The sequence below is a fragment of the Roseomonas marmotae genome (assembly GCF_017654485.1).
GTDB classification, from domain to species: domain Bacteria; phylum Pseudomonadota; class Alphaproteobacteria; order Acetobacterales; family Acetobacteraceae; genus Pseudoroseomonas; species Pseudoroseomonas marmotae.
Window position 1 is genome coordinate 485,608 of sequence record NZ_CP061091.1, and the last position, 22,077, is coordinate 507,684.

The following is a 22,077-nucleotide window of genomic DNA, read 5'->3' on the forward strand; positions in this document are numbered from 1 at the left end:
GAATGGCATTGAGGCAATGGCATTGAGGCTCGCGGGGGCGACGGTCGTCATCACCGGCGCGTCCAGCGGCATCGGGCAGGCGACGGCGGAGGCCTTCGCGCGGGAAGGCGCGCGGCTCGTGCTGGCCGCGCGCGGCGCCGGGGCGCTGGAGCGGGTCGCCGCCCGCTGCCGCGCGCTGGGCGCGGCGGCCGTTGCCGTGCCGACGGATGCCACGGACAGCGAGGCGGTGAACCGGCTGGCGGCGCAGGCGCGTGCCTTCGGCGGCGGCATCGACGTCTGGGTCAGCAATGTGGGCGTGGGCGCGGTGGGCCGCTTCGAGGATACGCCGATGCGCGCGCATGAGCAGGTGATCCGCGCCAACCTGATCGGCCACATGAACGACGCGCATGCGGTTATCCCCGTCTTCCTGCGCCAGGGGCGGGGCATCTTCATCAACATGATCTCGCTCGGTGGCTTCGCCGCCGCCCCCTTCGCGGCGGCCTACAGTGCCAGCAAGTTCGGGCTGCGGGGCTTCTCGGAGGCGCTGCGGGCGGAACTGGCGGATCATCCGGGCATCCATGTCTGCGATGTCTTCCCCGCCTTCATCGACACGCCCGGCATCAGCCATGGCGCCAACTACACCGGCCGCGCGCTCTCGGCGCCGCCGCCGGTCTATGACGCCCGGCGCGTCGCCGCGACCATCCTGGGCCTGGCCCGCGCGCCCCGCCCGCGCGCGGTGGTGGGCTGGGTCTCCTGGGCCGCCCGGCTGGCGCATCTGCTGGCGCCGGACGGAACGACTCGGCTGATGGCGCGCTTCATGTCCGCCTATTTCCGGCGCGCCCGCGCGGCGCCGGTCACGGATGGCAGCCTCTTCGCATCCTCCGGGGATGGCGGGCGGATCGACGGCGGCCTGCGTTCCCGCAGCCAGCGGCTGATCGGGCTCGGCCTGGTGGCCGGGGCCGTGCTGATGGTCATCGGGCTGGAGCGACGTCTCACCCGAAGCTGAACAACGACCACTTTGCTTGCCTCGGGCAGGGCTCTGTACCATGCTTTTCCAGGGCGGACCCTATCCGAAGCCAGGTTTCCCAGAACCAAGAACCAGGAGCGTGCAATGCCAGCGAAATCGGCAGGACAGGACAAGAAGGCCGCCGTCAAGCCGGCCAAGCCGGGGAGCAAGCCCAATGCGCTGCAAACGCCGCTCAAGCCCTCTTCGGAGTTGGCGGCCGTGGTGGGCGAAGGCCCCCTGCCGCGGGGCGAGGTCGTGAGCAAGGTCTGGGACTACATCAAGTCCAACAACCTGCAGAACCCCGAGAACCGGCGCGAGATCCTGGCCGACGACAAGCTGAAGAAAGTCTTCGGCAAGGACAAGGTCACGATGTTCGAGATGAACAAGCATCTCGCCGCGCATCTGAAGTAGCCGCTCGGGCGGCGGGCATACCGCCGCCCCTGCCCTCCCGGCCGGGCCATGTGACAGCCGGCCTCGCCGGGCTGCCTTCCCGCTGCCACTCGCCCCGCCCCGCGGCGGCGCCCGAGGAGCCATGATGGCAGCTTCCGCCCGCCTGCCCGGAAGAGCCGCGCCAGGGCGCCCCGGCACCATGCTGGCGGTGGCGGCCGCGCTGCTCGGCGGCATGGCCCTGGCCAATGCCGTGGCGTCACGGCAGGCCGTGCGGCGCCATCCGCCCAAAGGCCGCTTCCTGGAGGTGGACGGGGTCCGGCTCCATTACCTCGACCGTGGCGCGGGCCCGGCCACCATCGTCCTGCTGCACGGCAATGGCGCCATGACCGAGGATTTCGGCAGCAGCGGGCTGATCGACATCCTTGCGCGGCGGCACCGGGTGATCGCCTTCGACCGGCCGGGCTTCGGCCATAGCAGCCGTCCGCGCGGCCGGGTCTGGAGCGCCGGCGCCCAGGCGCGGCTGCTCTGGACGGCGCTGCATGCGCTCGGCATCGCGCGCCCGGTGCTAACGGGGCATTCCTGGGGCGCGCTGGTGGCGCAGGCCATGGCCGCACAACACCCGCGGGAGACCGCCGCGCTGGTGCTGCTCTCCGGCTATCACATCCCCGGCCCGAGGCCGGATGTCCTGCCGCCCTCGCTGCTGGCCCTGCCGCTGCTGGGCGACCTGCTCTGCCACACTGTCGCGCCGCTGCTGAACGCGTTCCTCCTGCCCCGCCTCTACCGACGGATTTTTGCCCCGGCGCCGGTCAGCCCGAATTTCCGGCATGGATTTCCATCCGCCCTGGTGCTCCGGCCCGGGCAGCTCCGCGCCAGCGCCGGCGACACCGCGCTGATGATCCCGAGCGCCGCCGCGCAGCTCCGGCAGCTCCGCAGGCTCACCATGCCCGTCATCATCGCCGCCGGGGAGGAAGACCGGATCGTGGACACCGCCGGACAATCCGCCGCCCTGCATGCGCGCATCCCCGGCAGCCGCTTCCGCAACCTGCCGGGATGCGGGCACATGATTCACCACAGCGCCACCGGCGAGGTGGCCAGGGCCATCGAATCCGCGTTGCGGGCCGCCGGCTTCGCCGTCCCGGCATAAGATTTTTCCGCCCCGTTAAACCGTCAACAAACCGGAACTTTCCAGCACCAAGCCCGTTATTTCCTTCGCGGCAGAACAGCGCCGGCAAAGTCGCTTCATCCGGGCATGGTCAGAGGAGCAGGCGGATATTGGCGCGTTTTCTGGTCTCCGGCGGGGCCGGCTATGTCGGCAGCCATGTCGTCCTCGCGCTTCTGCGACGGGGCGACGATGTCGTGGTGATCGACAACCTCTGCCAGGGGCACCGCGCGGCGGTCCCCGACGAGGCCGAGTTCATTCATCTCGACCTCGCGGAACGCAAGGATGTCGCGGCGGTTTTCGCGAGCGGCCGCTTCGATGGCGTGCTGCATTTCGCTGCCCTCTCCCTGGTGGGGGAGAGCATGCGCGAGCCGATGCGCTATATCGCCGAGAATGTCTCCAATACCGCCTGGCTGATCGATGCGGCGGCGCGGGCGGGCTGCCTGCGCTTTGTGCTCTCCTCCACCGCCGCGCTCTTCGGCTATCCCGAGCGCACGCCGATCGATGAGTATTCACGGATCGATCCTGTCTCAGCCTATGGCGAATCGAAGCTGATGGCGGAGCGCGCGCTGGATTGGGCGGAACGCATCCATGCCGTGCGTTCGGCCAGCCTGCGTTATTTCAATGCCGCCGGCGCGGACCCCGACGGGAGTATCGGCGAGGACCACGACCCCGAGACGCATTTGATCCCGCTGGCGATCAAGGCGGCCCTTGGCCTCGCGCCGCCGCTGACCGTCCATGGCACCGACTATCTCACGCCGGACGGCACCTGCATCCGCGACTATGTGCATGTGGCGGACCTGGCCGACGCGCATCTGCGCGTGCTGGAGTATCTGCGGCACGGGCAGAGCTGCCGCTTCAACATCGGTGGAGGCAAGGGCCATTCGGTGCGAGAGGTGATGCAGGCGGTGGAGCGCATCGGCGGGCGGCCGGTGCCGCACCGTTCCGGCCCGCGCCGGCCGGGCGATCCGCCGGTGCTGGTGGCCTCCAGCGAGAGGCTGCGGCAAGAGACGGGCTGGACGCCGCGCCACAGCGGGCTGGACGACATCATCCGCACCGCCTGGGCCTGGCACAGCGGGCATCCCCGGGGCTTCGGCGACAAGGGGCGTGACTGCGTGCGGGCCGCCGCCCCAGGTAGCGAGAAGATCCTGGAACTGTGGGGGCGCGATGCCGCTGCCACGCCGACCTATAACGGCACCGCCACCCTGGCGCAGGGCGGCAAGGGCTGACATCGCGCGGCGGCGCGCGCCGTCGGTCAGGAGGCCAGGCTGGCCAGCGGCAGGGCGGGCAGGGCCGCATCGATGCGCCGGAAGGTCGCCAGCGCCTGCCCCACCACCTGGTCCATGTTGTAGTAGCGGTAGGTTGCCAGACGGCCGACGAACCAGACATTCTTCTCCGCATCCGCCAGTTCCTCATAGCGGCGGTAGAGCGCGGCATTCTCCGGGCGCGGCACGGGGTAGTAGGGTTCACCCTCGGCGGAGGAGCGCTCATAGGTCAGGCTGGTCCTCGGGTGCTCCTGCCCCGTCAGGTGCTTGTATTCCGTGACGCGGGTATAATCCTCGGTCTGTGGATAATTCACCACGCCCACCGGCTGGTGCTGCGGCTTGTCCAGCGTGACATGCTCGAAGCGCAGCGAACGATAGGGCAGGCGCCCGAAGCGGAAGCCGTAATACTCGTCCACCGGGCCGGTGAAGATCAGGCGGCGATAGGGGATGACGCCGCGGATCTCCTCGAAGCGCGTGTTCAGCATGATCTTGATGTTGGGGTGATCCAGCATCCGCTGGAACATCCGGGTATAGCCATGGGCCGGCATGAACTGGAACTGGTCGTTGAAGTATCGGTCATCCTCGTTCACCCGCGTCGGCACGCGCGCTGTGACGGATTTGTCCAGTTCCGACGGATCGACGCCCCATTGCTTCCGGGTGTACCCACGAAAGAACTTTTCATAGAGCATGCGGCCGACACGGCTGACGACGACATCCTCGGAGGTACGGATCTCCTGGACCGGCTCGGCCAGGGTGGCGAGGAAGGCTTCGGTCTCCTCATCACTGGAAAGGGAGAGGCCGTAGAGCCGGTTGATGGTGGTGCGGTTGATCGGAATAGGCAGAAGCTGCCCGTCCACCCGCGCCAGCACGCGATGCTCATAGGGCCGCCATTCCGTGAACCGCGAGAGATGGTCGAAGACCGCGTGCGAATTGGTGTGGAAGATATGCGGCCCGTATTGATGCATTAGAATTCCAGCATCGTCATGGCGGTCATAGGCATTGCCGGCGATGTGGTTGCGCTTGTCTATGACAAGAACTTTCTCATTCCTCTGGCTGGCCAGGCGCTCCGCCAGCACGCTGCCGGCGAAGCCGGCGCCCACGACCAGCCAGTCAAACATCGGCGCCCACTCCCTGCCGCGGGCCATCGGCGCCGCTGGCCGGAGCCGCGGCCTTGTGACTCTGCCGGATCAGCGCCTCCATCGCCGCCCAGGTGGCGTCCCAGGACATGTCGGCCAGATGGCGCTCCACCGCCGCCTGCCATTCGGGGCGCGGGCCGGCCATCACCTTGTCCAGTGCCTGCGCCATCTCCTCCGCCGTGCCGGCGATCTCGACCAAGCCGAGCATGCCATAGGGACGCTGGACATCGCGCACAGGAGTGCAGACCACCGGCAGGCCGGCAGCCAGGAATTCCGGTGTCTTGGTCGGGCTGATGAAGCGTGTGGAGGCATTCATGGCGAAAGGCATGAAGCCGGCATCCCAGCCCGCCAGATATTGCGGAAGCTCCTGATAGGACTTCATGCCGAGCCAGTGCAGGTTCGGCCGGCGCGGCAGGCTGGCGGGGTCGATCTTCACCACCGGGCCGATCATGACGAAATGCCAGTCCGGCCGTGCCGCCGCCAACGCATCCACCAGGGCGGTGTCCATCCGTTCATCGACCACGCCGAAGAAGCCGATGCGCGGGCGCGGGATCCCGCGCTGATCCTCTGGCCCGGCCAGACCTGGCTGCCGGGCGCGCGCGAAATGCGCCTTGTCGATGCTGCTGGGGAAGGCGTGCACGCTGTGATGGCGCGATTGCTTGGCCTCGTAGAGGCTCTGGCCCCCGGTGAAGACCAGATCCGCCCGCGCGAAGAGCTGGTTTTCCAGCGCCGTCAATTCGGGCGGCGCGCCGTGGAAGGCGGAAAGCTCATCCATGCAGTCATAGACGCAGACATCCGGCTCGCAATGGCCAGAGAAGCGCAGCGCCATCGGCGTGTAGTACCAGAAGGTCGTGGCGGCCCCCTCATGCTCCTCCAGGATCTCGTTCAGGAAATCATGCTGGGCCGCTACCGCCCGCGCGGCATCATAACCCTCGGGCAACACGGGGACGGCAACCATGACGCCTGAGGGATCCCGCCGCAGGTTCAGGCGCGGCATCTGCAGCCCTGCCTCGTGTACCGGCTCTTCCAGGAAATAGACGTCCTGGCCTGCCGCCGCGCGGCTCAAAAGATGCTGCGGGCGCTGATAGACGAAATCCCAGCGGAGATGAGAAAAACAGACGAGAAGCACTGGTCTTTCGCCATACTGCGAGCCAGACGCCGTGGAGGTGACCGATAGGATCATGGGCGGATCTTTCGTGACCGTGTGAAGTTCCGGACGCATCCCGCAGGCGGGAAGAAGAGATCGGTCCTGAGCAGCAACGCGCGAGCCCCGCTTAAGTTACGTGTCCGCACAGATTAATCCCGTTGAGAACCGCCTGGCGTCACGAGGCGCGCGCCAGGGACATGCCGCCGGCCTGCAGTTGCCACATGCGACCGAAGGTGCCGCCATGCTGCAGCAGCGAATCCGCCGTGCCATCCTCGACGACACGGCCATCCTCGATCACGAGGATACGGTCGAAATGCCGTAGCGTGGACAGGCGGTGCGCCACGGAGATGACGGTGCGGTCCCGCATCAGCCGCACCAGTGCATCCTGGATCTCCATCTCCGATTCAGTATCCAGCGCCGATGTCGCTTCATCCAGGATGATGATGGGCGCGCGCTTGAGGAAGGCCCGCGCGATGCCGATGCGCTGGCGCTGCCCGCCGGAGAGGCTGGCGCCCCGCTCGCCCACCAGCGTATCGTAGCCATGCGGCAGGCGGCGGATGAAGCCGTCGCAGAAGGCGGCGCGGGCGGCGGCGAAGACCTCTTCGTCGCTCGCCTCCGGCCGCGCGAAACGGATGTTTTCCATCACGCTGCGGTGGAAGAGCATGATCTCCTGCGGCACCACTGCCAGCGCAGCGCGCAGGCTGTCCTGCGTCACCGCCCGCACGGGCTGGCCGTCGATCAGGATCTCGCCCTGCTGCACGTCGTACAGGCGTTGCAGCAACTGCACGAAGGTTGATTTCCCTGCACCCGAGGGCCCGACGATGCCAAGTTTCTGCCCGGCGGGAACCACGATATTCAGGTCGTGCAGCGCCTGCTGTCCTGTTCCGTACGAAAAGCTGACATGGCGGAATTCGACCTGGCCGCCACGCGGCTGCAGCACCGGCGCGCCAGCCTGGTCACGCACCGCCTGCCGTTGGCCGATGACGCGCAGCGTGTCCTCGATGAAGCCGAATTGCTGCGCCATATCCACCAGCGCCAGCGCCATCTCACGCGAGCCATGCAGGATGCGGAAGGTCAGCGCGCTGACCACCACCACATCCCCCGGCGTGACCCGTCCCTGCTGCCACAGACTCACGGCCCAGCAGAGCATGATACCCGCCAGGCTCCAGAGCGCGATGTCGTGCAGAAGCCTGGCCCTTTCGGTGTACATCCAGGATGCGTGCTGTGCCCTGCCCTCCAGGCCAAAGCCGCGCGCCAGCCGCTCATGCTCGCGGATGCGGGCGGAGAAGGCCTTCACCGCCCACATATTGGTGATGGTATCCACCAGGTCGCCGGCGACGATGCCGGCCTTCTCGGCATAGGCGCGGTGGCGTGGCCGGCCACGCTCGCCGAACAGGACCAGCCCGATGGTGATCACCACCACGAGGCCGCCCAGCGCCAGCACCATGCCCGTGTCCACCGTGGCGAAGACCAGCAGCGCGCCAAGGAAGTCAACGCAGGGCGGCATGACACGCCAGACGACGGTATTGACCAGCGCACCGAGATTTCCGGCCGTGGCGGTGATGCGCTGGCCGAGCGAGCCGGCGAGGTTCTCGGTGAAGTAGCGCATCGGCTGGCCCGCGAGGTAGTCGAAGAGATCCAGCCGCACATCGATGCCCATGCCCACGGTGGTGCGGCATCCCAGCCAGCCGCTCAGGCGCCAGAGCAGGCTCTCCAGCGCGATCAGGCCGAGGAACCAGGCCAGCGCCCGCCAGGCGGCATCGCCGCCGCCATCGCCGGCCATGGCATCGACCAGCAGTTTGATGATGTACTGCACCCCGATGGCGCAGGAAGCCGCGCCCAACACCATCAGCGCGAGGCCGGTCACATGCAGCGGCCGCCCGCGCAGGTAGTGGCCGATGAAGGCCGCGGGCCCCGGCAGGCTCTGCGGGCAGGCCGCCAGGGGCCTGGGCCTGACCGGCCGTGGCGGTGCCTCAGCCGTGCTGGAGGACATCGGCCTCCGTCCCGAAGCGGAAAATCTCCTGCTGCCGGCGCAGCTCGGCCGCCAGCGGCGCATGGACCTGCCGCCGCCCCTGCCCATCCGGTTCGGAGAAGAGGCCGGAGCGGCAGAGCCGGTCATTTTCCCAGCCGGGATAATCGGTCACGGGATAAAGACAGATCCCGCCCACCGGAACGCCGGCGCTCCGAGCGTCCCGCACCTCGTCGCACACGTAATGCAGCCAAGCCGGGCGGGCCGAACCCTCGGCTCCCGTCTCCGCCAGGAGGAGCGGCCGGCCGTAGCGGCGATACGTCTCGCCCAGCATCTCGCTCAGCGGCCGGTAGTCGTAATGGCCCAGCGGCACGGTGGAGCCATGATAGTACCACTGGTTATGCGGGTAGAAGTTGACGCCGAGGATATCGAGATAGTCGGCGCGGCCGCCCAGCTCCGGCTCCTGGCGGCCGCTGAGAAGGTCGAGCGCCTCGTATTGCGACAGGCGGTAGCCTGCCGCCGCCCGCTGCTGCCGGGGCTGGGGGCCGCGGGCCACCACATGGATCAGCGGCTCCGCGCTGATGATGCGGACGCGCGGGTCCACCGCCCGCACCGCTTCGATCGCCGCGATGGTGGCGCGCACCAGCTGGCGCTTCAGCGCGCCGCCGCGCTTGCGGGCGAGCGGGTTGATATGGCCCATCTCGCCCCCCGCCCAGGCCCAGTAGGAGATCTCGTTCAGCGGGCAATAGGCCGGCGCCTCGTCCTGTTCCTCCCGCACCAGCCGGGCGGCGGCGCCGGCGAAGGCCGCGAAACGGTCGATGAAGGCGGGGGACCAGATATCCAGGTCGTCGGGCCAGCCGTAATGGCAGAGGTCCCAAATGACCTGCACGCCGGAGGCCCGGGCCGCCCGCAGCCTGGGCAGGAATTCGGACCAGTCGTAGCGGCCCGGCGCGGTTTCGATCCGGTGCCAGCGCAGGCCGTCCCGCGCCGCCACGATGCCCTGGCCCCGCAGCGCCTGGTAATCCGCCAGCGCCAGCCGGTCATGCCCGGTGGTGGCGAGCAGATCGAGGCGACGGCCATCGCGCCGGCGATGAGAGGAGCATTCGAACCCACCCAGGAAGAAGCTCCGGAACAGGGGCGGGATGTCACCGTCAGGCATGGCGGGGGATGAGGGCCTTCTCAGGCGGGGGCGGGAGCCGGCGGGCGGGGATGGCGGCAGGAGCCTGACAGGTCGCGCGCGGCATCGGCGTTTCTTCCTCCCAGGACCAACGGCGAACGCGGCAACCCGGGAAAGGCTGCACCCACTGTGCTGGAACGGAGCAGAAATCATTCTCCATGCCCGTTGGAGCCGAAGCCGGGCCATGGCGGATTGCGGATGTCGCCGGGACGCTCCGGCGGCACCGTCCGGCCCTCTCGGCGCGAGGCCCGGCCTTCGTCATGACGCCGGGCACCTCACGCCATTCCGGCGCGGCGATTCCTGGCGGGCCCGCATTGAAACGCCGGGGCATAAACTGCTATAGCAGTTTCAGGACGGCGCCGGCCCGCGCCGCGCCCCAGGGAAACGATCCCGGAGGACAGACATCCGATGAGCCCCCTTTCCGACCGCCTGCGCAACGCCCTGTCCGGCATTTCCGGCATCCTCGTCACGCCGATGGATGCCGATGACAATCCGGTGCCGCGGCGCCTCACCCCCATCATCGACCGCTGCGCCAGTGCGGGCGTGGATGGCCTGACCATCAACGGCAATACCAGCGAGTTCTACGGCCTGACCCTGGCCGAGGCCGAGCGCATGCAGGCGGAGGTGCCAGCGCTGATCGGCGGGCGGACGCTGGTGATCGCCGGCATTGGCCGCGGTGTCAGGGACGCGGTGCACCTGGCTTCCCGCGCCAGGGCCGATGGCTGCGACGCCATCATGGTCCACCAGCCGCCCGATCCCTTCGTGGCCCCGCGCGGGGTGGTGGAATATGTGCGGCGCGTGGCGGATGCCGCCGGCCTGCCGGTGGTGCTCTACCTCCGCAACGACGGCATCGGCCTGCCGGCGATCGAGGCACTCTGCCGCGTCCCCGGCGTCGCCGGCGTGAAATGGGCCACGCCCAATGTCATGACCCTGGCCAAGGTCATCCGCCGCGTGGGGCCGGAGATCAATTTCGTCTGCGGCCTGGCCGAGCCCTGGGCGCCGCCGATGACCGCCGTGGGCGCGAAGGGCTTCACCTCCGGCCTGATCAACCTGCTGCCGGAGCGTTCCGTCACGATCCGCGATGCCCTGGCGCGCGGGGATTACGCCACCGCCAATGCCACCATCGCCGGCATCGAGCCTTTCGAGGCGCTGCGGTCGGAGGAGCAGAACGGCGCCAATGTCTCCGTCGTGAAGGCGGCGCTGACGCTCAGCGGCGTCGATGTCGGCCCCGCCCGCCCGCCCGCTGCCTGGCCGCTGGCGCCCGAGAGCGCCCGCGCGCTGGAAGGGCTGCTGCGGGAATGGGGCCTGCTGGCCGGCGCGGCGGCCTGACCAGATGGGCGGAGGCGCTGGCCTCCGCCCGCCCGCCGTGCCGTCCTCAGGGCATCCGGCGCGGCACCCAGATCTCCAGCGTGCCGGCCGCGGGGCGCGGGCGGTAGAAGGTGAAGTCCTGCACCCGCCAGCCCGAGCCCAGCCGCATCGCCAGCTTCGCCGCCGCCAGGGCGTCATTCGGCGTGAAATACCGCACGACGGCGCTGCCGGGCGTGCTGGCGACCTGCCGCAACTCCACGCCGGAGCCGTCCTGCTCCGCCCGCCCGGCCAGGTCGAGCGCCGCGGCGCGGAACCCTGGACGATGGTGCAGCACAATGCGTGACAGCGGGTCCACCGCGGCCGTGACGGGCGCCGCCGCGGGCGGTGGCGGTGGCGGCGGCATGGGGATGATGGGGAGGGCCGCAGGGGCAGGCGCCTGCGCCGCGGCCGGGGCACTCCGCCCGGGGGGTCGTTCCGGAGAGGGAGCCGGCCCAGAGGAAGATGGCCCAGCGGAAGGCGGAGCAACGGAAGGCGGAGCAGCGGAAGGCGGAGCAGCGGAAGGCTGCGGGGGAGAAGGCTGCGCGGGGCGGGCGGGTTCCGGCGCGGCGGGGGCGGCCGCCACATCGCCCTCGGGTGCCGGCCGCGCGGGGGTGGCGGCTTCCGGCATGCCGGCCGGAGGTATCATCGGCGCCTCGGATACGCGGAACAGCCACAGGCCGCCGGCAGCCGCAAGCGCGGCCAGCGCCAGGAGCGCGGGCAGGCGGCGCCGTGAGGGGGCCGGCGGGGCGGCCGGCGCCAGCGGCTGGCGCGGATCGGCCCCTGGCATGGATGCAGACATAGATGCCGGCGCGGCCAGGGGCGGCGCGGCGGCGCGGCGCGGCGCGGGCATGGTGGCGGGTGGCTCCGGCCCGCCTGCCGGAGGGGCGGGCGGGGGCACGGCGGCGGCAGCAGCAGCAGCAGCAGCAGCAGCAGGCGGCGCCTCGGCGGCTAGGTGCCGCAACAGGGCCCGCTGCACAGCGCCCATCCAGGCCTGCCCGGTCGCCGCCTTCACCCGTGGCTGTTCCTCCAGCGCGCTGTCCAGCACGGTGGTCAGGCGCCAGAGATCCCCCGCCTTCAGCGAGAGATGCATCACCGGCAGGTTCTGCGCGGCGGGGTCGCCATCGGCCCGCAGCCGCTGCCGCAGGCGCTCGACCGGCGCCGGCGCCTGGTCCGGGGCGAGGTCCACCAGGGCCACGCCGAAGGTGGGATGCGCGAAGGCCAGCGTGGTGCGCACCGGCAGGTCCCCGGCCTCGGGGTCGGTCCGCAGCGCCTCCCATCCCAGCCCGGTGAAGCCGCCGATGGCGAAATCGCGGAGATCCTCCGCCGGCAGGGCATCGGTCCAGCCTTGCTCGCTCTTCATCGGCTGCCCCTCCCCGGCTGATATCCCCAGACCGGGGGCAAGGAGCACGGGCCGGCCGGCACAGGCAAGGTCGGCGCACGGGAAGGTGTTCAGGCGGCGCCGCGCGCCGCTCCGGCTCAGCCGGCGCGGAAGCGGGCCATGAAGAAGCCGTCCATCCCGCCTTCCTCCTCCCAGAGGTCGGGCCGCGTCCGCAGCCAGCCTTCCGGCGAGATAGCGCCCTCCAGCCCCGGCACCTCCTCGGGTCGGATCGGGTCCGGCACCAGCCCCGGCGGCGGATTGGCGGCATGGGCCTCGCCTTCCTCCGGCTGCAGGGAACAGGTGGCGAAGACCAGCCGCCCGCCCGGCGCCAGCAGCTTCGCCGCATGGGCCAGCATCGGCGCCTGCAGCCCCGCCAGGGTCGGCACATCGGTCGGGCGCTTCAGATAGGGCACGTCGGGGTGGCGCCGGATGGTGCCGGTGGCCGAGCAGGGCGCATCCAGCAGCACCGCGTCGAAGCGGGTGCCGGGGTCCCATTCCGTCGCGTCGCCCTGCACCACCCGGGCATCGAGGCCCAGGCGCACCAGGTTCTCCCGCAGCCGCAGGATGCGCGTGGGGTCGCGCTCCACCGCCACCACATCGGCGCCGGCGGCGGCCAGCTGGGCGGTCTTGCCGCCGGGGGCGGCGCAGAGGTCGAGCACGCTCATGCCGGGGCGCACATCCAGCAGCCGCGCCGGCAGGGCGGCGGCGGCATCCTGCGCCCAGGCCGCACCCTCGATGAAGGCCGGCAGTTCCGTGATGCGCGTGCCGGCGGGCAGGCGGGCGGTGCCGGTGGGCAGCAGGACGGCGCCTTCCGGTAGCGGGGTGCCCGCCTTCAGGGAGAGGTCGAGCGGCGCCGGCAGCCGGTGGGCGCGGGCGATGGCGCGCACCGCCGGGCCATAGGCCTTGTGCCAGGCGGTCCAGAGCCAGCCAGGGGTATCCAGCCGCTCGCCGTCCAGGTCTTCCAGCGCGGCGGGGCCTTCGGTGGCCACCTTCCGCAGCACCGCGTTCACCAGCCCGGCGAAGGGGCGCGGCACCAGGTCCACGCAGCTCGCCACCGCCGCATGCGGGGGCGTGCCCAGCAGCAGCAGCTCGGCGGCGCCGATCCGCAGCGCCTGCCGCACCTCCGGCGGCGGCTCCCGCCGCAGCAGCGGCTCCAGCACCGCGTCGAGGCTGCCGAGGCGGCGCAGCACGGCGGCGGCGATGCGATGCGCCGCCGCCCGGTCCCGCGGGTCGGAGGGCGGCAGGGCGTCCAGCGCCTCCTCCATCGGCCTGTGGCGGTCCAGCACGGCGGTCAGCAGCGCCAGGGCGGCCTGTCGTGTGGGGTTGCGGCCGGAAGTGGCGCGCGGGCGGGGGGCTTGGGGGCGGCGTCGTGCGGGCGGCTTCATCTCGCGCGCAGCTATGTCGCCTTCCGCGCCCGCGTGCTAGGGGTAAGGCGGGCCACGGCACGCCGGGCCCGCATGCCTGTCCTTCGCCGGACGCCAATCCGCGCCCGCGCCGCCCCCGCCGAGTTCACCCTGCATGTCCCTGCGCGATGCCCTTGACCGGCTGCCGGAAACCCGCTGGCCGCGTCTCTGCCTGACGCTGCTCTGCCTGCTGCTCTGGCTGCCCGGCTTCTTCAACCTCCCCCCCGGCGACCGCGACGAAAGCCGTTTCGCCCAGGCCAGTCGGCAGATGGTGGAGAGCGGCGACTATGTCCGCATCCGCTATGGCGAGGAGGCGCGCAACAAGAAGCCGGTCGGCATCCACTGGGCGCAATCCGCCGTGGTGCATGTGGCGGAAGCACTGCACCTGGGCGACCGGACGCAGATCTGGCCCTACCGCGTGCCCTCTCTGCTGGGGGCGCTGCTGGCGGTGCTGGCCACCTTCCACTGGGGCCGGGCGCTGGTGGGGCGGCGGGCCGCCTTCCTGGCCGCGGCCATGCTGGCCTCCTGCATGGTGCTAGTGGTGGAGACGCATATCGCCAAGACCGATGCCGCGCTGCTGGCCACGGTCACTGCAGCCATGGGGCTGCTGGGGCGCGCCTATCTGGCCCCCGGCGCCTTCACCGCCCGGCAGGCCGCCGGCTTCTGGCTGGTGCTGGGCGCCTCCATCCTGCTGAAGGGGCCGATCGGGCCGATGGTGGTGCTGCTGGCCACCCTCACCCTGGCCATCGCCGACCGGGGCGCGCCCTGGCTGCGCCGGCTGCGCGCGGGCTGGGGACTGGGGCTGATGCTGCTGGTGGTGCTGCCCTGGTTCGCCGCCATCGGCATCGCCACCGAAGGCCGGTTCTTCGCCGAGGCGGTGGGCGGCGACATGCTCTCCAAGGTAGGCTCGGGCGAGGAGGCGCATTGGGGGCCGCCGGGCTACTACCTCCTCACCTTCCTGATCGCCGCCTTTCCCGCCGCTTTCCTGGTGCTGCGGGCGCTGCCCTCCGCCTGGCGGGACCGGCTGAACCCGGGCACGCGCTTCCTGCTGGCCTGGATCATCCCTTCCTGGCTGGTCTTCGAGGCGGTGGCGACCAAGCTGCCGCATTACAGCCTGCCGATGTATCCGCCGCTGATGCTGCTGGGCGCCGCCTGGGCCATGGACCCGCTGCGCCGTCCGGCGCCACGCTGGCTGCGGGGGCTCGGCATCTTCGCCCTGGTGCTGGGCGCGGGCGGGCTGGGCATCGCCAGCGGCCTCCTGCCCTGGCTCGCCGACCGCCGCATCGACCCCCTCGCCCTGCTGGGCATCCCGGCCGCCGCGCTGTTCCTCTGGGTGGTGCTGGCGGAGATCCGGCGCGGGGCGCTGGCGCGGGCGGGGCTGGCGGCGGCCTTCCTGGCCATCCCGATCTATGCCGTGGCGCTGGGCGGCGTGCTGCCGCGCCTGACCGCGCCCTGGGTGGCACCCCGCATGGCCGCCCTGCTGGCCGAGCGCGCGCCCGGCCTGCCGCCCGCGCAGTTCGGCGTGGCGGGCTATCACGAGCCCTCCCAGCTCTTCGCCACCGGCACGGGCACCGTGCTGCTGCGCAACGGCGCAGCCGCGGCTGCGTTCCTGGCCGAGGCTCCCGGCCGCTTCGCCGCGGTGGGCGACCGCGACCTCGCTGCCTTCCAGGCCGCGGCGCGGGAACTCGGCCTGGTGCCGCAGGAGGAAGGGATGGTCGAAGGCTATAACTACACGCGCGGCCGGCACATCGTGCTGCGGCTGTTCCGGGCCGGCGGCGGGAATGCCACCCCGTGATCGAATGGGTGACGGGCATGGTGGAAGGGGCCGGCCTGCCCGGCGTCTTCGCCCTGATGTTCCTGGAGAACCTCTTCCCGCCCATCCCCTCGGAGCTGATCATGCCGCTGGCGGGCTTCGTGGCCGCGCGGGGGCAGATGTCGCTGGTGCTGGCCATCATCGCCGGCACGGCCGGCAGCGTGATCGGCAACGCGGTCTGGTATGAGATCGCCCGGCGCATCGGCAGCACGCGCATCCGCCGGCTGGTGGGGCGCTATGGCCGCTGGTTCGCCGTCTCCACCGAGGACCTGGACAAGGCCGAGGCGAAGCTGCGGCAATACGGGCCGGTGGCGCTGTTCTTCGGCCGGCTCGTGCCGGCGGTGCGGACGCTGATCTCCATCCCCGCCGGGCTGGCCGCCATTCCGCGTCCGGTCTTCTACCTCTGGACCCTGGTGGGCTCGGCGCTCTGGGTCAGCATCCTGGCCGTGGCCGGCTATCTGCTGGAGGAGCAGTACAAGAAGGTCGAAAACGCCATCGAGCCGCTGAGCTACGTGGTGCTGGCCGGGCTGGTGGGGGCCTATCTCTGGCATGTCATGCGGGCGCGGCGGCGGAGCTGAGGCCCGCCGCCGCCCGGTGGCGTCAGATCTCCGCCCGCAGCGCCTCCAGCGCCCGCATGGTGCGGTCCAGCATCTCGTCGATCTCGGGTTCCGAGATGATCAGCGGCGGGGAGATGGCGGCGGATTCATTGACCAGCACCCGCATCATCACACCATGCTCCAGTCCCAGCGCCTGCCAGCGGGCTCCGAGCCTGCGGGCCGGGTCGAAGCTGGTGCGGCTGGCCTTGTCCGCTGTCAGCTCGATGGCGCCGATCATGCCGATGCCGCGCACCTCGCCCACCAGCGGATGGCCGGCGAAACGCTCCCGCATCGCCTTCTGCAGATAGGCGCCGCGCTCCGCCACCAGCTTCGGCATCTCCATCTCGTCATAGATCTTCAGCGTCTCGATCGCGACGGCGGCGGGCACCGGGTGGCCGGAATAGGTGAAGCCATGCGCCCAGGTGCCCGCCGCGTCCGAACCCTCGGCGATGCCCTGGTAGAGCTGCTCGCTGATCATCACCGCCGAGATCGGCAGGAAGGCGGAGGAGAGCTGCTTGGCGCAGGTCAGGATATCCGGCTGGATGCCGAAGCTCTGGCAACCCCAGTAGTTCCCGGTGCGGCCGAAGCCGCAGATCACCTCATCCGCCACGAGGAGCACATCGTGCCGGCGCAGCACGGCCTGCACCTTCTCGTAATAGGTGGCGGGCGGGATGATGACGCCGCCGGCGCCCATCACCGGCTCGGCGAAGAAGGCGGCGACGGTTTCCGGCCCCTCGCGCAGGATCAGCTCCTCCAGCTCCTGCGCCAGGCGGGTCGCGAAGGCCTCCTCGCTCTCCCCCGGCTCGGCATAGCCGTAGTGGTGGGGACAGGAGACGTGATGGAAGCCGGCGATCGGCAGGTCGAACATCTTGTGGTTCAGCGGCTGCCCGGTGACGGAGCCGGAGGCCACGGTGATGCCGTGATAGCCGCGGATGCGGCCGATGATCTTCTTCTTCTGCGGCCGGCCGATGGCGTTGTTGTAGAACCAGATCATCTTGATGGCGCTGTCATTCGCCTCGGAGCCCGAATTGGCGAAGAAGACCTTGCTGAAGGGCTTTCCGCCGGAGGCGGGCGGCGCGCGCTGGATCAGCATCTCCGACAGGTCGATCAGCGGGTCGTGGCTGCGGCCGCCGAAGGCATGGTAGAAGGGCAGCTTCTGCATCTGCCGGTAGGCGGCATCGGCCAGCCGCTGGTTGGCGAAGCCGAGCGAGGCGCACCACAGGCCCGCCACCGATTCGATGTAATCCCTGCCGCTGTCGTCGAAGACGCGGATGCCCTCGCCCCGCTGGATGGTCAGCGGGCCGCTCTCCTGGAAGGCTTTGTGGTTGGTATAGGGGTGCAGGGCATATTCGATGTCCCGCGCGGCGGCAGAATTGAAGCGAGGGGCATCATCGGGCAGGGTCATCGCGACGGTCCTTCATTGGCGGGGCCTGCGTAGTCTGCGCCGAACCGCCCGATGCCGGAAGATGCCGTGGCGCTGGTGCCCCCGCCCAGTCTGGCTGATCGAAATATCTCTCCCCCCGTCCGGTTCACCGGGCAGGCGCCGCCGTCTTGGACCTTGCCTGATGTTGCGGATGAAGACAGGCTTCCCGCGACGTTCTTTGAAAGGTGGCGGCATGTGCAGAGATCTCCACGATGCCCATCAACAGGCTGCTGACGGGTCCATCACACGCCGCGGCATGCTGCTGGGTGCCGGCATCCTGCTGGCCGGCGGTGCTCCGGCGCGCGTCGCCGCCGCCGCCAATGGCCTGCTGCGCGTGGGCCTGGTGAACTTCCCGCCCAATATCCGCCCGCTGGAGAATACCGGCTCATCCCAGGCGGCGGTGAAGATGATGATCTACCGCAGCCTGCTCTCCTACGATCACGCGGGGCAGCTGCGGAACGAGATGGCGGAACTGTGGGAGGCGGAAAGCCCCACCGCCTACCGCTTCCGGCTGCGCCCCGGCCTGCGCTTCCATGACGGCGAGCCCGTCACGGCCGAGGATGTGCGCTTCACGCTGGCGGAGATCCTGGCGGAGAATTCCACCGCCTATATGAAGCCCTTCCTCTCCGTGGTGGAGAAGGTGGAGGTGCTGGGGCCGCTGGAAGGGCGCATCCTGCTGAAGGAGCCTTCCATCCCCTTCCCGCACCTGATGGCCAGCTACCACGCCCCCATCCTCTCGGCGAAGAAGGGCCAGGTGAACGGCCTGCCCGCCGGCACCGGCCCCTTCCGGCTGGCGGCCATCGAGCGTGGTTCCTCCATCGAGGTCGAGCGTTTCGAGGGCTTCTACAAGCCCGGCCTGCCGAAGGTCGCGCGCATCCGCTTCCAGGGCTACTCGGACGAGAACCTGCGCGTCTCGGCGCTCCAGGCCGGCGATGTCGATGTCATCGAGGGCGTGCCCTGGCAGAGCATGGCGGCCATCGACAACAATCCCCGGCTGAAGATGGAGAGCACCGTCGGACCCTTCATGAACCTGCTGTTCAACACGCGCACCGGCCCCTTCACCGATGCGCGGGTGCGCCGCGCCGTCGCCTATGCCATCAAGCGCGACGAGGTGGTGCGCGCCGCCCATTACGGCCGCGGCACGCCGCTCTTCGGCCTGCCCTATCCCGCGCCCTATGACGACCTGCCGAGCGCCGGCATCTTCTCCTACGACCCCGCGCGGGCGAGGCTGCTCCTGCAGGAAGCCGGGGTCGGCAATGGCTTCGCGGCCACGCTGCTGGCGACCTCCAGCCCCACGCTGCACCAGTCCACGGCGGAAGTGATCCAGCAGAACCTGAAGGAGATCGGCATCGAGGTCACGCTGCGCCTGCCGGAATGGGGCACGCGCGTCACCATGGGCAACCGGGGCCAATACGACTTCGCCGTCTTCGGCACCGTGGCCGCCTGGCCGGACCCGGATGCGCTGTCGGTCTATCTCTCCGGCAGCAATGCCTATACCCGCTCCCACGGCTTCAGCAGCGAGCATATCGACGCCTTGCTGCAGGCCGGGCGCCAGGAAGCCGACCCGGCCAGGCGGCGCGCCATCTATGACGAGTTGCAGAAGCAGGCCGCGGAGGAATGCCCGATTGTCTGGCTGACGCTGCGGTCCCAGGCCTTCGCCATGCAGGCCGGCGTGCAGGGCTTCCGGAACCTTCCTGGCAGCCTGACCTTCTATGCACCGGTCACGCTGGAAGAAACCTCCGTCAACTGAGGCCGCCATGCGCCGCTACCGCAAGCAGGACTTCCCCGTCGCCGAGATCCGCCGGCTGATGGAGCCCGGCCCCATCGTGCTGGTCAGCAGCGCCTGGAAGGGCCGGCGCAATGTCATGACCATGGGCTGGCACACGGTGATGGAGTTCACGCCCTCACTCATCGGCTGCGTCATCGCCGCCGGGAATCACAGCTTCGAGATGGTCCGCCGCTCCCGCGAATGCGTCATCAACATCCCGGAGGCGGCACTGGCCGAGGTTGTGACGCGGATCGGCAACTGCTCAGGCGCCGACACGGACAAATTCGCGGAGTTCGGCCTGACGGCGGAACCGGCCGAGCAGGTTGGCGCGGCGCTGATCGCCGAATGCCACAGCAGCCTGGAATGCCGGCTGGCCGATGCGGCGCTTGTCGGCAAATACAACTTCTTCATCTGGGAAGTCGTGAAGGCGCATGTGGCCCGCCGGCCGAAATACCCGCGCAGCATCCATTACCGGGGCGAGGGCAACTTCATGGTGGCCGGGGAGAGCCTCAGCCTGAAGCGGCTGTTCCGGCGGGAATATCTGTGACCCCGGCCACCCTGCTTCGCGCCGGAGCGGATCAGTGCGGATGCCCGGGGGCGCGGCGGCGCAGCACCTCAAGGCGGCGTTCCGGGTCCCAGGCGGCCCGGCGGCAATGTTCGGCGGTGCCGCCGCTCCTGTCCCGCTTGTGCTGCCAGAGGATGGTCAGCTTGGAGAGGCCCCTGGCATCCTTCCGCAGGCGGCCGACGACACGTTGCAGGTCGTTATCAGGCATTCTGCCCTCCTGGACTGCTGTTTCCAGGGCTGATCTAGTGCAGGGAAGGGCCGGGTCAACAAGCCCGCGCCCCGCGCGGGCATCGCTGCCACCGGGCTGAAGCCGGCGGCGGCCCATCACAAAGCCGGGGGCATGGGCTTCCCCCGGCTTTCCGCGTCATACCACGCGGTTTTCGATCAGTTCCTCCACCACCGTCGGATCCGCCAGGGTCGAGGTATCGCCCAGGGAATCCGTCTCGTTGGCGGCGATCTTGCGGAGGATGCGGCGCATGATCTTGCCCGAGCGCGTCTTCGGCAGGCCCGGCGCCCATTGGATGGCGTCGGGGCTGGCGATCGGCCCGATCTCCTTGCGCACCCAGACCACCAGCTCCTTCCGCAGCGCCTCGCTCGGCTCCTCCCCGGCGATCAGGGTGACATAGGCATAGATGCCCTGGCCCTTGATGTCGTGCGGCATGCCGACGACGGCGGCCTCGGCCACCTTCGGGTGGGCCACCAGGGCGCTCTCGATCTCGGCGGTGCCCATGCGGTGGCCGGAGACGTTCAGCACGTCGTCCACGCGGCCGGTGATCCAGTAGTAGCCATCCGCGTCCCGCCGCGCGCCGTCGCCCGAGAAATACTTGCCGGGGAAGGTGGCGAAGTAGGTCTGGATGAAGCGCTCATGGTCCTTGTAGACGGTGCGCATCTGGCCGGGCCAGGAATCGAGGATCACGAGATTGCCCTCGGCCTCGCCTTCCAGGACCTTGCCCTCGCCATCCACCAGCCCGGCCTGCACGCCCGGCAGCGGCAGGGTGGCGGAGCCCGGCTTCAGCTCGGTCGCGCCCGGCAGCGGTGTGATGAGATGGCCGCCGGTCTCGGTCTGCCACCAGGTGTCGATGACCGGGCAGCGCTCCTCCCCCACCACGCGGTAGTACCAGAGCCAGGCTTCCGGATTGATCGGCTCGCCCACCGTGCCGAGGATGCGCAGCGACTTGCGCGAGGTCTTCTTCACCGGCGCGTCGCCGTCGCGCATCAGCGCGCGGATGGCGGTGGGCGCGGTGTAGAAGATGCTGACCTGGTGCTTGTCCACCACCTGCCAGAAGCGGCTGTTGTCGGGGTAGTTGGGCACGCCCTCGAACATCAGGCTGATGGCGCCATTGGCCAGCGGCCCATAGACGATGTAGCTGTGGCCCGTGACCCAGCCCACATCGGCCGTGCACCAGTAGACCTCGCCCTCGTGGTAGTCGAAGACATACTGATGGGTATAGCTGGCCCAGACCATGTAGCCGCCGGTGGTGTGCAGCACCCCCTTTGGCTTCCCGGTGGAGCCGGAGGTATAGAGGATGAAGAGCGGGTCCTCCGCGTTCATCGGCTCCGGCTCGCAGTCGCGCGGCGCGGCCTCGGTGATCTCATGATACCAGTGGTCGCGGCCCTCCTGCATCGGCACGTCGCCGCCGGTGTTACGCACCACGATCACCGACTTCACGGCGGGGGCTGATTTCAGCGCCTCATCCGCATTGGTCTTCAGCGCCACGCGGCGGCCGCCGCGGCGGCCCTCATCGGCGGTGATCAGCAGCGTGCTCTCGCAGTCGATCAGCCGGCTGGCCAGGCTGTCGGGGCTGAAGCCGCCGAAGACCACCGAATGCACCGCGCCGATGCGCGCGCAGGCCAGCATGGCCACGGCCGATTCGATGATCATGGGCAGGTAGAGGGTGACGCGGTCGCCCTTCTTCACGCCCAGCGCCTTCATGGCATTGGCCAGGCGGCAGACCCGGGCATGCAGGTCGCGATAGGTGACCTTCATGTCCTGGCCGGGGTCGTCGCCTTCCCAGATCAGCGCGGTCTGGTCCCCCCGCGTCTCCAGGTGCCGGTCGAGGCAGGAGACGGAGGCGTTCAGCACCCCGTCCTCGAACCACCTGATCTGGACGTCGCCCTCGAAGCTCGTGTTCTTGATCCGGGTCGGCGGCGTCATCCAGGCGATGCGCTTCGCCTCCTCCGCCCAGAAACCATCCGGGTCCTGCCGGGCCTGCTCGGTCATGGCCTGGAAGCGGGCGGCGTCGACCCAGCTACCCTGCGCGATCTCCGGCTTCACGGGGATTCGGGTGTTGTCCGTCATTGCTGCGCCTCCTCCGGCTTGGTTCCGTTCTCTCATAGGGCCAATGCCGCGCGGCGGCCGTCAAGAAAAGGGCTTTGCATCGACTTGGGTGCCACGAAGCGCGGTTTGGTTTCATCTTCGGCGAAAAATATATGCCATCCCGAAACGTGTCTTGCCCCTACGTACCGGTGGTATGGCCGCTTAGAATCAGCTTGCCGCGACCTTTTTCCACGGGATTCGCGGCCATCATCGAACCAAGAACGCGCCAGCAGGAACAG

18 protein-coding genes are annotated in these 22,077 nt (G+C 69.8%); 9 read left to right on the forward strand and 9 right to left on the reverse strand.

Going from position 1 to position 22,077, the window contains the following annotated elements:
- Window positions 1-16: 16 nt before the first annotated feature.
- The 4 genes from IAI58_RS02340 (at window position 17) to galE (ending at window position 3,763) form a co-directional block, all read left to right on the forward strand.
- Entirely contained in the window at window positions 17-985 is a 969-nt protein-coding gene (locus tag IAI58_RS02340; protein ID WP_207447325.1) for an SDR family oxidoreductase, read from the forward strand.
- A gap of 105 nt (window positions 986-1,090) precedes the next feature.
- Window positions 1,091-1,396 carry an SWIB/MDM2 domain-containing protein gene (locus tag IAI58_RS02345; RefSeq protein WP_207447323.1) on the forward strand — a complete coding sequence of 102 codons (306 nt, stop codon included), beginning with the start codon at window positions 1,091-1,093 and terminating at the stop codon, window positions 1,394-1,396.
- Window positions 1,397-1,517: 121 nt separating this feature from the next.
- Entirely contained in the window at window positions 1,518-2,519 is a 1,002-nt protein-coding gene (locus tag IAI58_RS02350; RefSeq protein ID WP_208776010.1) for an alpha/beta fold hydrolase, read from the forward strand.
- A gap of 128 nt (window positions 2,520-2,647) precedes the next feature.
- A complete protein-coding gene (gene galE / locus IAI58_RS02355) occupies window positions 2,648-3,763 on the forward strand; it encodes a UDP-glucose 4-epimerase GalE (RefSeq protein ID WP_237182410.1) in 1,116 nt (371 codons plus the stop codon).
- A 26-nt stretch (window positions 3,764-3,789) separates the two neighbouring features.
- On the opposite strand, the gene glf is transcribed toward galE, so the two are convergent.
- The 4 genes from glf to IAI58_RS02375 all read right to left on the reverse strand — a co-directional run bounded on the left by glf (window position 3,790) and on the right by IAI58_RS02375 (window position 9,210).
- Window positions 3,790-4,917, reverse strand: coding sequence for a UDP-galactopyranose mutase (gene glf / locus IAI58_RS02360; protein WP_207447317.1), 1,128 nt, complete (start codon window positions 4,915-4,917; stop codon window positions 3,790-3,792).
- On the reverse strand, window positions 4,910-5,932 hold the full coding sequence (locus tag IAI58_RS02365) for a glycosyltransferase (RefSeq protein ID WP_237182409.1): 1,023 nt from the start codon (window positions 5,930-5,932) through the stop codon (window positions 4,910-4,912). Before IAI58_RS02365 ends, glf begins: the two co-directional genes overlap by 8 nt.
- Before the next feature lie 325 nt (window positions 5,933-6,257).
- Window positions 6,258-8,075, reverse strand: a complete 1,818-nt coding sequence (locus IAI58_RS02370) for an ABC transporter ATP-binding protein (protein WP_207447313.1) — start codon at window positions 8,073-8,075, stop codon at window positions 6,258-6,260.
- The gene (locus IAI58_RS02375) at window positions 8,056-9,210 is read right to left on the reverse strand and encodes a beta-glucosidase (RefSeq protein WP_207447312.1); all 1,155 of its coding nucleotides are present in this window, start codon (window positions 9,208-9,210) and stop codon (window positions 8,056-8,058) included. The genes IAI58_RS02370 and IAI58_RS02375 overlap by 20 nt, the downstream gene beginning before the upstream one ends.
- A 426-nt stretch (window positions 9,211-9,636) precedes the next feature.
- On the opposite strand from IAI58_RS02375, the gene IAI58_RS02380 reads away from it, so the two are divergent.
- Window positions 9,637-10,557, forward strand: a complete 921-nt coding sequence (locus IAI58_RS02380; RefSeq protein WP_207447311.1) for a dihydrodipicolinate synthase family protein — start codon at window positions 9,637-9,639, stop codon at window positions 10,555-10,557.
- Window positions 10,558-10,603: 46 nt separating this feature from the next.
- Here IAI58_RS02380 and IAI58_RS02385 read toward each other — a convergent pair whose 3' ends face one another.
- Window positions 10,604-11,935 carry a hypothetical protein gene (locus IAI58_RS02385; RefSeq protein ID WP_208776011.1) on the reverse strand — a complete coding sequence of 444 codons (1,332 nt, stop codon included), beginning with the start codon at window positions 11,933-11,935 and terminating at the stop codon, window positions 10,604-10,606.
- 116 nt (window positions 11,936-12,051) lie between these two features.
- Window positions 12,052-13,338, reverse strand: a complete 1,287-nt coding sequence (locus IAI58_RS02390; RefSeq protein WP_207447309.1) for an RsmB/NOP family class I SAM-dependent RNA methyltransferase — start codon at window positions 13,336-13,338, stop codon at window positions 12,052-12,054.
- 133 nt (window positions 13,339-13,471) lie between these two features.
- Here IAI58_RS02390 and IAI58_RS02395 point away from each other — a divergent pair, with 133 nt between their 5' ends.
- Together IAI58_RS02395 and IAI58_RS02400 are read left to right on the forward strand one after the other, a co-directional pair.
- On the forward strand, window positions 13,472-15,151 hold the full coding sequence (locus tag IAI58_RS02395) for an ArnT family glycosyltransferase (protein WP_237182408.1): 1,680 nt from the start codon (window positions 13,472-13,474) through the stop codon (window positions 15,149-15,151).
- Entirely contained in the window at window positions 15,148-15,747 is a 600-nt protein-coding gene (locus tag IAI58_RS02400; RefSeq protein ID WP_207447308.1) for a DedA family protein, read from the forward strand. Before IAI58_RS02395 ends, IAI58_RS02400 begins: the two co-directional genes overlap by 4 nt.
- Window positions 15,748-15,769: 22 nt before the next feature.
- Here IAI58_RS02400 and IAI58_RS02405 read toward each other — a convergent pair whose 3' ends face one another.
- On the reverse strand, window positions 15,770-17,170 hold the full coding sequence (locus tag IAI58_RS02405) for an aminotransferase (RefSeq protein ID WP_207447307.1): 1,401 nt from the start codon (window positions 17,168-17,170) through the stop codon (window positions 15,770-15,772).
- Window positions 17,171-17,444: 274 nt separating this feature from the next.
- Here IAI58_RS02405 and IAI58_RS02410 point away from each other — a divergent pair, with 274 nt between their 5' ends.
- Window positions 17,445-18,938: an ABC transporter substrate-binding protein gene (locus tag IAI58_RS02410; RefSeq protein WP_207447305.1), complete on the forward strand. Its 1,494-nt coding sequence runs from the start codon at window positions 17,445-17,447 to the stop codon at window positions 18,936-18,938.
- A gap of 7 nt (window positions 18,939-18,945) precedes the next feature.
- Window positions 18,946-19,503 carry a flavin reductase family protein gene (locus IAI58_RS02415; protein WP_207447303.1) on the forward strand — a complete coding sequence of 186 codons (558 nt, stop codon included), beginning with the start codon at window positions 18,946-18,948 and terminating at the stop codon, window positions 19,501-19,503.
- 31 nt (window positions 19,504-19,534) lie between these two features.
- On the opposite strand, the gene IAI58_RS02420 is transcribed toward IAI58_RS02415, so the two are convergent.
- Window positions 19,535-19,729: a hypothetical protein gene (locus IAI58_RS02420; protein ID WP_207447301.1), complete on the reverse strand. Its 195-nt coding sequence runs from the start codon at window positions 19,727-19,729 to the stop codon at window positions 19,535-19,537.
- 156 nt (window positions 19,730-19,885) lie between these two features.
- The gene (acs, locus tag IAI58_RS02425; RefSeq protein ID WP_207447299.1) at window positions 19,886-21,820 is read right to left on the reverse strand and encodes an acetate--CoA ligase; all 1,935 of its coding nucleotides are present in this window, start codon (window positions 21,818-21,820) and stop codon (window positions 19,886-19,888) included.
- Window positions 21,821-22,077 lie beyond the last annotated feature (257 nt).